The sequence below is a fragment of the Chitinolyticbacter meiyuanensis genome (genome assembly GCF_008033135.1).
GTDB lineage: Bacteria > Pseudomonadota > Gammaproteobacteria > Burkholderiales > Chitinibacteraceae > Chitinolyticbacter > Chitinolyticbacter meiyuanensis.
On record NZ_CP041335.1, the window covers coordinates 796,606 to 809,502 of the forward strand.

Genomic DNA, 12,897 nt, shown 5'->3' on the forward strand with positions numbered 1-12,897 from the left:
ATAACCATGGCCAGCAAGGGCTTTGCCAAAACCACCGTCGCACCGCTCTCCGAGGCTGAACTCGACGAGCTGGCCGAATTCCTGACCTCGGACGCCGTCTCGGATGAGTGCATGGATCTATCGATGCTGCACGGTTTCCAGACCGCACTGCTGATCGGTCCGGAAGAGCCGCTGCCCGACGCCTGGCTGCCGCAGGTCTGGGGCGAGGCCGACCAGAAGCCCAGATTCGCATCGACGGCGCAGCAGACGCACATCGAGGACCTGATCCTGCGGCTCTACAACCAGCTCGCCGATGAGCTGACCAGCGAGCCGCCGACGTTCACGCCCATGGTCTACGTCGACGAGGAAACCGGTCGCGACATCGTCCAGCAGTGGTGCTACGGCTTCATGCTGGGTACTGCGCTGGATCAGGAAGCCTGGCAGTCGATGTTTGACGACGAAGATGGCGCGCAACTGCTGGCGCCGATCTTCGATTGCGCCGACGAAGAGGCGCGCGAGGAAATCGCCGCCGAAGGCGAGGACCTGACCGAGTTCGAGCATGAACTCGCCAGCATCCTGCCAGAGGCCATTTCCGAGATCCGCAGCTGGTGGCACGCCAGCCAACCGGTGGCGCCCGCGCCACGGCAGGGGCGTCGTCGGCACTGAGCGCCGTGCCCGGTTTCATCCGCCCTGTCGTCGCAATCCTGGCTGCGAGTGCGGCGATCGCGCTGGCGTGGTGCTGGGATCAGCCGTTCTTCGATCACGATGATCTGGCTCTGGTGCGGCAGCTGGGCACCCACCTGATGATTGGCTACACCGACGAGACCGCGCTGCTGCCCTTGTTGGAGCGCGGAGCGGTTGGTGGTGTCTTCGTCACCCGCCGCAATATCGAAGGGCTGAATGCGGCGCAGATCACCGCGACGATCTCGCGTTGGCAGGCCTTGCGCCGGGCGCGGCAGCTGCCGCCGCTCGTCGTCGCTACCGACCAGGAAGGCGGCATCGTTTCCCGCATGGCGCCCCCGTTGCCGCAGCAACCGCCGTTGCGACAGCGGTTCGCAGACCACGTCGACGACGTGGCGGTGGCCGAGGCCTACGGCGCGGTGCAGGGGCAGGGCCTTGCCGTGCTGGGCATCCAACTCAATTTCTCTCCGGTGATCGATCTGGATTGGGGCATCAGCAACCCGGACGACCGCTATTCGCGGATCGGGCTGCGGGCGCTGGGCGCGCAGCCGGACGAGGTGACCCGGCGTACCCGGGGCTATTGCGCCGGCTTGCGTCGCTTCGGTGTGGACTGCACGCTCAAGCATCTGCCGGGATTGGGACGGGTGTATGAGGATACACATGCGCAATCGGCGCGCATCACCGCGCCGCTATCCGCGTTGCAGCAAACCGATCTCAAGCCGTTCCGGCAGTTGATGAGCGAAGGGGCCGGCATGGTGATGCTGTCCCACGCCACGGCAACAGCCATCGATCCCGACCATCCTGCTTCCAGCTCACCCACGCTGATCGGTGATCTGGTGCGCGGTCAGTGGCGTTACCAGGGCCTGTTGATCACCGACGATCTCTCGATGTCCGCTGCGCGCGAGCAGGCTGGCGGGCTGGAGGATGCAGCGGTGCGCTCGCTGAACATCGGTGCCGACTGGCTGCTCATCGCCTGGGACCCTGCCTTGTACTACCCGGTGATGGCGCGCCTGTTGGAGGCCGCGCAGCAAGGCGAGCTGTCACAAGGCCGCCTTGCCGCGAGCCGGCAGCGCATTGCGCGCTGGCAGTCGCGGTTCGCCGCACACTGAAACGCGCCCAGCTCCCAAGACTAGGATTGTGCCGGCTGCTTGGCGTACTGATCGATGGCCGCCTGTGCATTGAACAGCAGGCGCTCGCGGCCGAGGCGCTCAGCCAGCGTGGTGTGGCGCACTGCATCGAGCACGCCGGGGTTGAGCCCCGCCAAGCAATAGACGATACCGAGCGCAGCGAGCTTGTCCTCTGCTTCGACCAGCATCTGCAGGGCCGAATACTCGACATCCTGCACGGCGCTTAGATCGAGGACCAGCACGCGTGGCTGGTGCGCCTCTACCTGTGCGCGCAACTGGTCGGCCAGGCTTTGCGCATTCAGGAAGAAGATGCGTCCTTCCGGGCGCAGCACCAGTACGTCGCCGAACGATTCGTCCTCGGGGTGCTCGTCCGAACGCGGTCGCAGGATGTCGGTGCCTGGCTTGCGCCCCAGCACCGAGAGGCGCGGATTGGCGCTCTGGCTGGCGAGCCCAAACAGGGACACGATGATGGCGATGACGATGCCCTGCAGCGTGCCAAACAGCAGTACGCCCAAGCAGGCGACCAGCGCCCAGCGGAATTCCATGCTGCGCACGCGGCGGATCGCCATGAATTCGCCCGGCTGGATCAGACCCACCGAATAGACGATGACGACGGCGGCGAGCGTGGCATTCGGCAGCTTGGCCAGCAGTGGTGCAAGCAACAGCATCACCGCCAGCGCGACCGCTGCGGTAACGAGGCTGGCGCGTTGCGACACCGCGCCGGCTGCGCGAACCACCGCCGTCTGCGAGGTGCCGCCGCCGGCCGGCATCGCGCCAAGCAGCGCGCCTGCGGCATTGGCTGCACCGGTGGCGGCCAGTTCGCGATTCGGGTTGACGTAGGGATCACCATCACGGGCGAAGGCACGTGCGGCGGCGATCGATTCGGTGAAGCTCATCAGTGCGATGCCGACCGCGCCGGGGATCAGCTGCCGTACCAAGTCCAGGTCGGGCAAGGTCAGTGCTGGCAGGCCTTGCGGAATGGGGCCGACCACTGAGACGCCGAGCGCGGGCAGGCCGAACAGTGCAGTCGCAGCAATGCCTCCGGCCACGGCGACCAGCGGTGCTGGCGAGTGTGGCCACAGTTTTTCCATCAGCAGCAACAGCCCCAGCGTGGCGAGCGCCACGGCCAGCGTCAACAGTGAGGTCTGCGGCACGCTTTGCACCAGTGCCAGCAGGTCGTGGAAGAAATCCTGCTTGTGGATGTGCACGCCCAAGAGCTTGGGCAACTGGTCCAGCACGATCACGAGGCCGATGCCGGTCTTGAAGCCGGTGAGCACCGGCGTCGAGATGAAGTTGGCGATGAAGCCCAGCCGCAGCACGGACGCCAGCACCAGCACGATGCCCACCAGCAGGGTCAGCGTGGCGGCGGCGGCCAGCATGCGCTCGGGATTGCCATCGGGTACCACCATTGCCAGCTCGCTACCGACCAGGATGGCAAGCGTGGTGGTCGAGGTGACGCTGAGCACCCGCGACGAGCCGAGCAGCGCATACACCACCAGCGGGATCAGCGCGGTATAGAGCCCCGCGGCGACCGGTAGGCCGGCAACGGTGGCATAGGCCATGGCCTTGGGCAGCACCACGGTCGCGGCGATCAGGCCGGCAACCAGATCGAGCCGCAGGGCAGGGGCGGTGGTGTGTGGCGTGGCATTCATCTGCGGGATTCCGATCGGGCAGTGCGTGGGGCGGCGAGCAAGAAAAAACCCCGCCGCGTAAGCGACGGGGTCGGCACGTCAGGTGAGTATGACGTATGACTTAACGCTCGGACAACGCCACCACGCCTGGCAGGGCCTTGCCTTCGAGGAATTCCAGTGAGGCGCCGCCACCGGTGGACACGTGGCTCACCTGCTCTTCCAGGCCAGCCTTCTCGATCGCGGCAACCGAATCGCCGCCACCGATCACGGTGATGGCACCGCTGGCGGTGACATCGGCCAGCGCGTGGGCGATGGCGAAGGTGCCGGCGGCCGAAGCGTCGATCTCGAACACGCCCATCGGGCCGTTCCACAGGATGGTCTTGGCGTTCTTGATGATTTCGGCGTAGCGCGCGCGGGTGGCGCTGCCGATGTCCACGCCTTCCTGGTCGGCCAGGATGGCGCTGGACGGCACTTCGACGAGGCCGTCGAGCGTACGGGCATCAAAATCGAGGTGCTTGGTGACCATGGTGTCGATGGGCAGCTCCAGCTTGTCGCCGGCTTTGGCCATCAGCTCGCTGGCCAGCTCGACCTTGTCGTTCTCGCACAGCGACTTGCCGATCTCGAAGCCCTTGGCCTTGAGAAAGGTGAACGCCATGCCGCCGCCGATCAACAGCTTGTCGACCTTGGGCAGCAGCGCCTCGATCACGTCGATCTTACCGGAGATCTTGGAGCCGCCAATGATGGCCACCAGCGGGCGCACCGGGCTGTTCACCGCTTCGCCGAGGAAGTCGAGCTCCTTCTTCAGCAGGTAGCCCGACGCGCGCGGCAGGTTCACGCCGACCATGGACGAATGCGCGCGGTGTGCGGTGCCGAAAGCATCGTTGACGAACACGTCGCCCAGCTTTGAGAGGCTGGCACGGAACGCTTCGACCTTGGCCGGATCGGCCTTCACGCTGTTGCCCTCGGCATCTTTGGCCTTGCCTTCTTCCTCGATATGGAAGCGTACGTTCTCCAGCAGCACCACCTGACCGCTACCGAGCTGGGCGCAGGCCGCTTCGACCTCGGCGCCGACACAGTCGCTCAGGAAGGTGACGGGCTTGCCCAGCAACGCTTCCAGACGCTGGGCGACTGGCGCCAGGCTGTACTTCTCGACGCGCGCGCCGTTCGGGCGGCCGAGGTGGCTCATCAGCACCACCGAGGCCCCCTGGGCCAGCGCGTACTGGATGGTGGGCAGAGCCGCGCGGATGCGCTTGTCGCTCTCGACCACGCCATTCTTCACCGGCACGTTGAAATCGACGCGGATCAGCACGCGCTTGCCCGCCAGTTGCAGGTCTTCGATGAACAGCTTGGTCATGGTGGCTCCAGATCAGTCGGATGGGGAATGGCGCGATTGTACCGCCTGAGCGTGGGCCGGCAGTAGCGCGAAATCAAACCGGGACGGCAGAATGGCGCGCCGTTTTCTTCCACTCCTTCCCGAGAGCGTGACCTGTGTTCCGAATTCTGCGCTGCATCGTGTTTGGCTTGATGGGCCTGTTGTTGCTGGCGCTGGCGGGGATCTGGCTTTGGCGGCAGTTCGACGAGCCCTTGAGCGCGGAGTCTCAAATCTGGCTGGAGCCGGATCGCCGAGCCGTCGCCGATACGGACAATGCCTATCTGGCAATGCTGGCGTTCGAGTCGACCGCGCAGCAGCCCTTGCAGCGTGCTGCGCAGGTGCAGGCAAGGCTTGATGAACTGAACCGTTTGTCTCGGCCAGTGAAGCAGTATGAATACGATGCTGTTCTGACTGATTTGCAGCTGCGGAAGGCCAGCGGCGAGTTCCCCAAGCTGTGCAAGCGGGATGCTCCATCGTGCCTGAATGATTTGCAGCAACATCGCGCCGAACTGCTGAGCTGCGTGATCGGCGCGCGCAGAGTCTTGCGCGCTATCAGGCAATGCTGGCCATGCCGCAATTCCTCAATCGCACCCCACTCTGCGTGGCCTCTTTGTTGCAGCATGCACCGGTGATGCAGGCGCACACCTTGTACGACAGTCTGATCGTCGAGGATGTGCTGGCTGGAAACGAGCGCGATGCCTTGGTCAAGTGGAGTACTCAGCAGCAGTTCTGGTGGCGCATTGCTGAGCATGCCGGCGATCTTTTGACCTTGATGATTGCAAACGCGCATCTGGATCGAGGTGCGCGCCTGCTCAACGAGCTGTTGGAGCGGCGGCCCGGATTTGCGGCATCGATCGGTGAGCGCGAGCGTGATGTGCTGGCAATGAGTGCACACGAGAACCATTGGCTCCTGCAAGCTGCGCACGGCGAGTTTCGGTTCTTCGCGCATATCATCCAGCGTGCGACGCCGATCAACGCGTTGCGGGAGCATTGTTGGCGTTCATTACCGGAGGCGCTGATCACCGCCATCTGGCTGCGGCCCCACCACACGATCAATCGGTATCAGCGGCAGCTGGCCGGCGAGATGGCGCGCCTGGGGCTCGCCCCCGCTGTCAGCAATGAGCTGGAGCAATACACGTGTGGCGGCCCGATCCGGTGGTGGGCAGCGGACTGGGTGGGTGAGCAGATGGCTTGCGCGGGCACGACGGACTGGTCGCGCTATCTGCAGAGGGTGGAACAACTGCGCAAGCACAGCCAGTCCGTGCTCGATCGCCTAGATCGCGTGAACGGCGCCGGAGCTGAGCATCATGCCGTGCGATAATTGCGGTTCAACCGTTTGCAGGCACTCTTTTGCATACTGATACCATTTCCTTCCTGCCCGCCGACAATACCCGGCTGGCCAATCTCTGCGGCGTGCTCGATGAGAACCTCAAGCAGATCGAGAACGCGCTCGATGTGAACATCGCCCGGCGCGATGCGCATTTCCGGGTGTCCGGCAAGGCGCAGCAGGTACGCTTTGCGCTCGATGCGCTCGAATACTTCTACAACGAATCGCATGAGGCGCTGGAGCTCGACGACATCCAGCTGGGCCTGATCGAGATCACCCGTGGCCCAAGCGAGGAAGCGGCAGATGCAGATGGACCGCAGCTGCGCACCCGGCGCAGCGATCTGCGAGGCCGCACGCCGCGGCAGACGCAGTACATCAAGGCGATCCAAGAGCACGACATCACCTTCGGCATCGGGCCGGCCGGTACCGGCAAGACCTATCTCGCGGTGGCGTGCGCGGTCGATGCGCTGGAGCGCGATGTGGTGAAACGGCTGGTGCTGGTGCGCCCGGCAGTCGAGGCCGGCGAGAAGCTGGGCTTTCTGCCGGGTGACCTGGTGCAGAAGGTCGATCCTTATCTGCGGCCGCTCTACGACGCGCTGTACGACCTGATGGGCTTTGACAAGGTCACCCGCTGCTTCGAGAAGGGCATCATCGAGATCGCACCACTGGCCTTCATGCGCGGCCGCACGCTGAACCACAGCTTTGTCATCCTCGACGAATCGCAGAATTCCACGCCCGAGCAGATGAAGATGTTCCTCACCCGCATCGGCTTTGGCTCCAAGGCGGTGATCACCGGCGATCCGACGCAGATTGACCTGCCGAAGAACCAGAAATCCGGCTTGGTGGATGCGCAGGAGGTGTTGAAGGACGTGCGTGGCATCGCGCTGCATCACTTCACCAGCGAGGATGTGGTCCGCCATCCACTGGTGCAGAAGATCGTCGATGCCTACGAGAAGAAGCACAAGGAGCGTGAGCTCGAGGCAGCGCAGAAGAAGGCGGAGCGCGAGGCGGCCCGCCAGGACGGAGCGCGGGAATGAGCTGTAATGGGGCCGGTGGCTATCGTGCCGGCCTGCTGCTTGCCCTGCTTTGCCTAGGGCAGGCATCGCCAGCCATTGCCGAGCAGTCCTACCCGGGCGAAACCCGTGTGGTGCCGAAAGCGCTGGCGCTGGATGCCGATATTGATGGCTTCGAGGACGGTGAGTCGCGCCAGTTGGCGGCGGCCGGCTGCCGCAAGATCCGCCTCGATGGCTACCCGACCCCACCCTGCCTGTATGCCTACACCAGCGGGCAGGCGCTGCACCTGTGGTTCAATCCCAGCCAACCCAATGAGCGCAAACTGGCGATCAGTTCCTGGTACCACAGCAATCGGCTCGGGCCGCTTGCGCTATTCAGCGGCCGGGCACCGCTGCTGAGCCTGACCACGACCGGTGTGCGCGGTACCGGCGTGCACCAGCGCCTGTGGCTGCTGTTAGGCGCGGAAGCGGCGCGGTGCCGGCCGCTGCTGCTGGAAACGCTTTCCGCCCACCAGTGGGTGATCGGCGATGCCGATTACCGCTTGACCGTGATGCCGACGCTACAGGCTGGCCGTTTGCCGCGCATCGTCATCGACTATGAACTGCGTCGCGTCCCCAACGACGACGGCGAAAGTCGCGTCACGCATCGCTGGCGCGATACGCTGCGCTGGCAGGCAACAACGCAGCGCTTCGAGCTGTTGACACGCAGCGGCCAGCCGTTTGCGCCAGCGGTTGCCGAGATCGATGTGACCCGCGCGCGCCTGAGCCGGCTCGACTGCGGCGACTTCGATACCGGTGGCAAGGCGTGGCAGATGTTGCCCATCATGAGCGTGCTCGATGGGGTATCCAAAGACCTTTCCGCTTCACCGCAATCCGATTGAATCCGCACCATGAGCCGACGCCTGACACTGAGCCCGCAAATCGCCAGCACCGCTGCCATCCTGCCCGGCAGGGCCGAGCTGAATGCCTGGGCCGAAGCAGCCCTGCAACCTAGTGTGAAGCTTGCGGAGATCACCGTGCGCTTCGTCGATGCCGAGGAAGGCCAGCAACTGAATCGCGACTATCGCGGCCGCGATTACGCGACCAATGTGCTGACCTTCACGTTCGACGAGGGCATGCCTGATATCCCCGGCCTGCCGCTGATGGGCGATCTGGTGCTATGCGCGCCGGTCGTCGAGCGCGAGGCGGCAGAGCAGGGCAAGCTGCTGCTCGCTCACTATTGCCATATGGTGGTGCATGGCGTGTTGCACCTGCAGGGTTACGACCATCTGGAAGATGCCGAGGCGGAGGAAATGGAGGCGCTGGAAACGCAAATCGTCACCACCCTCGGTTATGATGACCCGTATCGAGACGACAGGGCCTGACCCCGCTACCCGATGGACGACAGCCCATCCCAGAAGAACTGGCTGGAACGCCTGACTCATTTCCTGCTGCGCGAGCCCGAAAACCGTGGCGAGCTGGTGGATATCCTGCATTCGGCCTTTGAGCGCCATCTGCTCGACGCCGATGCGCTGGCCATGATCGAAGGCGTGCTCAACGTCGGTGACCTGCAGGTGCGCGACGTGATGGTGTCGCGCTCGCGCATGGACGTGATCGATCTCACCACGCCGCACGCCCACCTGATCGCCCATGCCATCGATACCGCGCATTCACGCTTTCCGGTGGTCGACGGCAGCCTCGACGAGGTGATCGGCATCCTGCTGGCCAAGGACCTGCTGCGCTATGCGAGCGGCCGGCAGATGCTGGATCTGCGCACGATGCTGCGCCCGGCGGTGTTCGTGCCGGAAACGCAGCGGCTCAACGTGCTGCTCAAGGCCTTCCGCGACCAGCGCAACCACATGGCCATCGTCGTCGACGAGCACGGCAGCGTGGCGGGGCTTGTCACCATCGAGGACGTGATCGAGCAGATCGTCGGCGATATCGCCGATGAACATGACGTGACCGAGCAATTGATCGTGCCGGCCGGTGCCACGCGTTGGCGGGTGCAGGGCGCCACCGAGTTGGATGCGCTCAACCTGGCGCTGGGCAGCGAGTTGCCGCGCGGCGACTACCGCACGGTGGCCGGCCTGGTGATCGACCATTGCGGCCACGTGCCGCTGCGGGGAGAAAGCGTGGTCATTGATGGCTGGCGGCTGCGGGTGATCCGCGCCGACCGGCAACGCGTGCATGCCTTGCTGGTCGAACGCCTGCCGCAGCCGGTGGTGCCGGAGGAAGCATGAGGCGCACGTTGCCGGGCTGGGCTCGCCATGTCGTGCTGGCCGCCTGCGGGGCGGCCAGCGTGCTTTCGTTTGCGCCACTGTATTGGGCGCCGCTGATGTGGCTGTCGCTGCTGGCGCTGTTCCTGGCGCTGGCACAGGCCCAAGGTGCGCGCTCGGCCGCATTGCGTGGCTTGGTCTGGGGCATTGGCTATTTTGCGGCCAACGTGCACTGGATCTTCATCAGTCTGCACACCTTCGGTGGCATGCCGGCCTGGATGGCGGCGGGATGCACGCTGCTGTTCGCGCTCTATCTCGCACTGTTCCCGGCGCTGACCGGCTGGCTGGCGTGGCGGCTGCCTTGCCCGGCAGTGCTGCGCTTGCCGCTGCTGATCCCCACGTTGTTCGTCGCCACCGAATACCTGCGCGGCTGGTTGTTCACCGGTTTCCCCTGGGCCAGTGTCGGCACCTCGCAATTGCCCATCACCCCACTGGCGGGGTACGCGCCGCTGGTCGGTGCCTATGGCGTAGGTCTGATTCTGGCGCTGTGCATCGGCCTGCTGGCTCAGGGTTGGCGCGTGCCGCGGCGTTGGGCCGTGGTCGCGGCGGTCTGGTTGGTTGGCCTGGGCTTGCTGCAGGTGGAGTGGACGCGGCCACTGGGCAAGCCGGTCACGGTGTCACTGGCACAGGGCAATATCCGGCAGGATCTGAAGTGGGATGCCGCGCATTTCGTCGATAACCTGCGCACCTATCTGTGGCTCACGCGAGAAGCGCGTGGCGAGATTGTGGTGCTGCCGGAAACCGCGATCCCGGCCTTCCTCACCGATGTGCCGGCCTGGTATCTCGCTGAACTGCGTCAGGCGGTGGGCAAGCGTCATCTGGTCAGCGGCGTGCCCATCCTCGGCCCCAAACCGATGGAGTACTACAACAGCGTGCTGGCCCTGAGCGCGATGAAGCAGCCGGCCTACAGCAAGCACCACCTGGTGCCGTTTGGCGAATTCGTGCCGGTGCCGGCGCTGTTCGGCTGGATGTACGACTTCCTCAACATGCCGTTGTCCGGCTTCACGCCGGGTTCGGCCCGGCAACCGCCGTTCGTATTGGGGCCAACCCGGCTGGCTGCCAACATCTGCTACGAGGACGTATTCGGCCGCGAGATCATCCGCGCCTTGCCGCAGGCGACCATGCTGGCCAACTTCAGCAACCTTGCCTGGTTCGACGGCTCGTGGGCTGCAGATCAGCATGGTCAGATGAGTCAGGCCCGGGCGTTGGAGACGGGGCGCTACATGCTGCGTGCCACCAACACCGGGCTTACCGCCATCATCGACCAGAAGGGCCGCATTGTTGCGCGGCTGGCGCCGATGAAAAAGGGCCTGCTCGAAGGGCAGGCCCGCAACTTCATCGGCATGACGCCGTATGCCCGCCTAGGTGACTGGGCTTTCCTGTTGGCCTGCGGCCTGTTGCTGCTTGGCCTTGGTTGGCGCCAGCACCAAGCGCGTACCCGCGAAACGGTCGTGCAGTAGCAGTCGCTCGCGGTCGACGATGGCCCAGAAGAACGGTGCAATGAACCAGGCCAGCGCCAGCCAGGCGTAGGGAATCCACTGTGGATCGCGCCGCGCCAGCATCCAGAGCGGCAGCAGCGGCAGGTAGCAGAGGGTGGCGAGACCGAACCGACCCAGCATCTGCGATAACCGGGGCGTGTGGCCTTGCGCGTCGACCAGGCGTAGTCGCCAGGTCTTCATTGCCAGCGTTTGGCCACTGCGCAGCCAGCACCAGGCGAAGTAGCCGAAACTGGCGGTGATGAACCAGGCGAAATTGAGGGCGTGGGCCAGTGGCGTATCGATGGAGCCATCGACCTTGCTGCCCAGCACCAGTTGCACCAGCGCCTGCGCTGCAACGGGCGGAATCGCCAGCAGCAGCAGCACCGGAATCAGCAGCAGTAGCTCGTACCACCACGCGAAAAACCGACGCCACCAGCCGGCGGGTTGCAATGCCGTCATTACCTGTCCTTGTCGCGTGGGCCGCCGCCGTGCCGTCCACGCGGTGGGCCATCATCGTGCTCGCGCCGATAGCGCTCGATCGCATCGCGTCGCTGATCCGGCGGCATTTCCTTGAAGCGTTGGTAGTTCTCGCGTGCCCGGGCGCGCTCGGAGGGCGACAGCGTCGCCCAGCGCCCGATGCGCTCGCGCACTCGTGCCTGCTTCTCCGGCGGTAGCTGCGGATAGCGCTCGGCGAGGTGCGACAGCCGTTGCTGTTCCTCGGCATCGAGCGAGCCCCACTGCGAGGCCAGCGGCGCCAGCACTGCGCGCGCGCCGGGGCTCAGGCTACCCCATTCCTGGGCGCAGGCGAAAGCCGGCAGTGCCAGCAGCAGGGCGATCAGTTGGTGGCGGCAGTCCATTTCTCGAAATCGTTGCTTACGTACATGTCGAGTGGCACGTCGTCGGCCAGCAACTGCAGGTCGACATTGGCGTCGAGCGCGCGCACCTGCTGCCATTGCCACACGCCGCCAAATGCGATGGCCAGCCCGAAGGCCAGACCGGCGCCCCAAGCGGTGGGATGGGAGCCGAACTGGCGTGACAGCCAGTGGGTCAGCGAAAACGGTCTTGCTGCCGGCGCAACGGCACGCTGGCGTGCCTGGGCCAGGCGGGTGGCGACGGCCGGGCTGAGCGGGGCTGCGTCGAGTGCAGTGCACACGCAAGCCACGACCGCATCGTCGTGCAGATTGTCAGCCATGATCGCCTCCCCGAGCTTCCGTCTGTTGCCAGTTTATACCGTGCTGCCGCATCCAGTCCGCCAATGCCTGCGTGGCACGCGAACAGTGCGTCTTCACGCTGCCTTCCGAGCAGCCCATGATGCGGGCGGTCTCGGCGGTGTCGAACTCTTCCCAGTAACGCAGCAGGAAGGCTTCGCGTTGACGTGCCGGCAAACGTGCGACACCAGCCTCGATCAGCGCCATGGTCTGCGCCTGGATGCGCTCGTCCTCGGGGTTGGCCGCCTGCGGCTGTTCGGGCAGCCAGTCGAGCGGGTCGCTGCCGTCCTCGTCGTCGTCCTTGCGGAACGACGAGAACAGCGTCACCCACCAGTTGCGTACCTTCTGCCGTCGCATATGGTCGCGGATGGCATTCTGCAGTATGCGCTGGAACAGCATCGGCCACTCTTCATGCGGCTTGTCGGCGTAGCGCTCAGCCAGCCGCATCATCGCGTCCTGCACGATGTCGAGCGCCGCCTCGTCGTCGCGCACGGCATAGGCGGCGTGCTTGTAGGCACGGCGCTCGACCGAGGCGAGGAACTGGGACAATGCGGACTGCGCGGCGTGCATCGCGGATGGCTTCGAGAGGCGGAAATACGAACCGGCAGATGCTAGCACGGTCGAGGCGACGACCGGTTGTGCTTGCTACCAGCCGCAGGGTGACGCGGCTCACGTCCGGCGACGCATGCAGCAGGGGCTTGCGCGGCGCAGCAAAACTTGCCAAGTCCTTGTCTATCCGTTACCTTTTGCGGTTCGCGCACTATCCAGATGCGCGAGATTGCGGTCCCGTTCCATCACCGGGCCCGCACACCGAATGGCACCGCCC

Annotated in this window: 15 protein-coding genes; 9 read left to right on the forward strand and 6 right to left on the reverse strand. The window is 65.1% G+C overall.

Annotated features, from left to right (window positions below):
- The first annotated feature begins 6 nt into the window (after positions 1-6).
- Positions 7-645 (forward strand): UPF0149 family protein, encoded by a 639-nt coding sequence (locus tag FLM21_RS03765; RefSeq protein ID WP_148714289.1) that lies wholly within the window; start codon positions 7-9, stop codon positions 643-645.
- Positions 588-1,769, forward strand: a complete 1,182-nt coding sequence (locus tag FLM21_RS03770) for a glycoside hydrolase family 3 N-terminal domain-containing protein (RefSeq protein WP_148714290.1) — start codon at positions 588-590, stop codon at positions 1,767-1,769. The genes FLM21_RS03765 and FLM21_RS03770 overlap by 58 nt, the downstream gene beginning before the upstream one ends.
- Positions 1,770-1,789: 20 nt before the next feature.
- Here the strand turns inward: FLM21_RS03770 and FLM21_RS03775 are convergent, their stop codons facing one another.
- Positions 1,790-3,439 (reverse strand): SulP family inorganic anion transporter, encoded by a 1,650-nt coding sequence (locus FLM21_RS03775; RefSeq protein ID WP_148714291.1) that lies wholly within the window; start codon positions 3,437-3,439, stop codon positions 1,790-1,792.
- A gap of 100 nt (positions 3,440-3,539) precedes the next feature.
- A complete protein-coding gene (locus FLM21_RS03780) occupies positions 3,540-4,772 on the reverse strand; it encodes a phosphoglycerate kinase (RefSeq protein WP_148714292.1) in 1,233 nt (410 codons plus the stop codon).
- A gap of 134 nt (positions 4,773-4,906) precedes the next feature.
- Between FLM21_RS03780 and FLM21_RS03785 the strand changes: the two genes are divergently transcribed.
- Genes FLM21_RS03785 through lnt form a run of 7 tightly spaced genes read left to right on the forward strand, consistent with a single transcriptional unit; the run spans position 4,907 to position 10,845 of the window.
- Positions 4,907-5,422 (forward strand): hypothetical protein, encoded by a 516-nt coding sequence (locus FLM21_RS03785; RefSeq protein ID WP_148714293.1) that lies wholly within the window; start codon positions 4,907-4,909, stop codon positions 5,420-5,422.
- A complete protein-coding gene (locus FLM21_RS03790; RefSeq protein ID WP_148714294.1) occupies positions 5,359-6,111 on the forward strand; it encodes a hypothetical protein in 753 nt (250 codons plus the stop codon). The genes FLM21_RS03785 and FLM21_RS03790 overlap by 64 nt, the downstream gene beginning before the upstream one ends.
- Positions 6,112-6,140: 29 nt before the next feature.
- Positions 6,141-7,154: a PhoH family protein gene (locus FLM21_RS03795; RefSeq protein WP_148714295.1), complete on the forward strand. Its 1,014-nt coding sequence runs from the start codon at positions 6,141-6,143 to the stop codon at positions 7,152-7,154.
- On the forward strand, positions 7,151-8,011 hold the full coding sequence (locus FLM21_RS03800; protein ID WP_148714296.1) for a hypothetical protein: 861 nt from the start codon (positions 7,151-7,153) through the stop codon (positions 8,009-8,011). The genes FLM21_RS03795 and FLM21_RS03800 overlap by 4 nt, the downstream gene beginning before the upstream one ends.
- 9 nt (positions 8,012-8,020) lie before the next feature.
- A complete protein-coding gene (ybeY, locus tag FLM21_RS03805) occupies positions 8,021-8,494 on the forward strand; it encodes an rRNA maturation RNase YbeY (RefSeq protein ID WP_148714297.1) in 474 nt (157 codons plus the stop codon).
- Between the two features lie 12 nt (positions 8,495-8,506).
- Positions 8,507-9,349, forward strand: coding sequence for a CorC family transporter (locus tag FLM21_RS03810; protein WP_148714298.1), 843 nt, complete (start codon positions 8,507-8,509; stop codon positions 9,347-9,349).
- Positions 9,346-10,845, forward strand: a complete 1,500-nt coding sequence (lnt, locus tag FLM21_RS03815) for an apolipoprotein N-acyltransferase (RefSeq protein ID WP_148714299.1) — start codon at positions 9,346-9,348, stop codon at positions 10,843-10,845. Before FLM21_RS03810 ends, lnt begins: the two co-directional genes overlap by 4 nt.
- Here lnt and FLM21_RS03820 read toward each other — a convergent pair.
- The 4 genes from FLM21_RS03820 to FLM21_RS03835 are packed head-to-tail and all read right to left on the reverse strand — an operon-like array spanning position 10,747 to position 12,641.
- Complete coding sequence (locus tag FLM21_RS03820; protein ID WP_148714300.1) at positions 10,747-11,322, reverse strand: RDD family protein; 576 nt, start codon at positions 11,320-11,322, stop codon at positions 10,747-10,749. The genes lnt and FLM21_RS03820 overlap by 99 nt on opposite strands.
- Positions 11,322-11,720: a DUF3106 domain-containing protein gene (locus tag FLM21_RS03825; protein ID WP_187360072.1), complete on the reverse strand. Its 399-nt coding sequence runs from the start codon at positions 11,718-11,720 to the stop codon at positions 11,322-11,324. Before FLM21_RS03825 ends, FLM21_RS03820 begins: the two co-directional genes overlap by 1 nt.
- Positions 11,699-12,055: a DUF3619 family protein gene (locus tag FLM21_RS03830; protein WP_148714302.1), complete on the reverse strand. Its 357-nt coding sequence runs from the start codon at positions 12,053-12,055 to the stop codon at positions 11,699-11,701. Before FLM21_RS03830 ends, FLM21_RS03825 begins: the two co-directional genes overlap by 22 nt.
- Positions 12,048-12,641 (reverse strand): RNA polymerase sigma factor, encoded by a 594-nt coding sequence (locus tag FLM21_RS03835; protein ID WP_148714303.1) that lies wholly within the window; start codon positions 12,639-12,641, stop codon positions 12,048-12,050. The genes FLM21_RS03830 and FLM21_RS03835 overlap by 8 nt, the downstream gene beginning before the upstream one ends.
- Between the last annotated feature and the right edge of the window lie 256 nt (positions 12,642-12,897).

Excerpts from the sequence above, each read along its gene's own strand:
- FLM21_RS03790 (WP_148714294.1), top strand. The coding sequence starts at position 5,359 with ATGCCGCAATTCCTCAATCGCACCCCACTCTGCGTGGCCTCTTTGTTG.
- lnt (WP_148714299.1), top strand. The coding sequence starts at position 9,346 with ATGAGGCGCACGTTGCCGGGCTGGGCTCGCCATGTCGTGCTGGCCGCC.
- ybeY (WP_148714297.1), top strand. The coding sequence starts at position 8,021 with ATGAGCCGACGCCTGACACTGAGCCCGCAAATCGCCAGCACCGCTGCC.
- FLM21_RS03835 (WP_148714303.1), bottom strand. The coding sequence starts at position 12,641 with ATGCACGCCGCGCAGTCCGCATTGTCCCAGTTCCTCGCCTCGGTCGAG.
- FLM21_RS03820 (WP_148714300.1), bottom strand. The coding sequence starts at position 11,322 with ATGACGGCATTGCAACCCGCCGGCTGGTGGCGTCGGTTTTTCGCGTGG.
- FLM21_RS03780 (WP_148714292.1), bottom strand. The coding sequence starts at position 4,772 with ATGACCAAGCTGTTCATCGAAGACCTGCAACTGGCGGGCAAGCGCGTG.
- FLM21_RS03775 (WP_148714291.1), bottom strand. The coding sequence starts at position 3,439 with ATGAATGCCACGCCACACACCACCGCCCCTGCCCTGCGGCTCGATCTG.
- FLM21_RS03810 (WP_148714298.1), top strand. The coding sequence starts at position 8,507 with ATGGACGACAGCCCATCCCAGAAGAACTGGCTGGAACGCCTGACTCAT.
- FLM21_RS03765 (WP_148714289.1), top strand. The coding sequence starts at position 7 with ATGGCCAGCAAGGGCTTTGCCAAAACCACCGTCGCACCGCTCTCCGAG.
- FLM21_RS03830 (WP_148714302.1), bottom strand. The coding sequence starts at position 12,055 with ATGGCTGACAATCTGCACGACGATGCGGTCGTGGCTTGCGTGTGCACT.
- FLM21_RS03800 (WP_148714296.1), top strand. The coding sequence starts at position 7,151 with ATGAGCTGTAATGGGGCCGGTGGCTATCGTGCCGGCCTGCTGCTTGCC.
- FLM21_RS03825 (WP_187360072.1), bottom strand. The coding sequence starts at position 11,720 with ATGGACTGCCGCCACCAACTGATCGCCCTGCTGCTGGCACTGCCGGCT.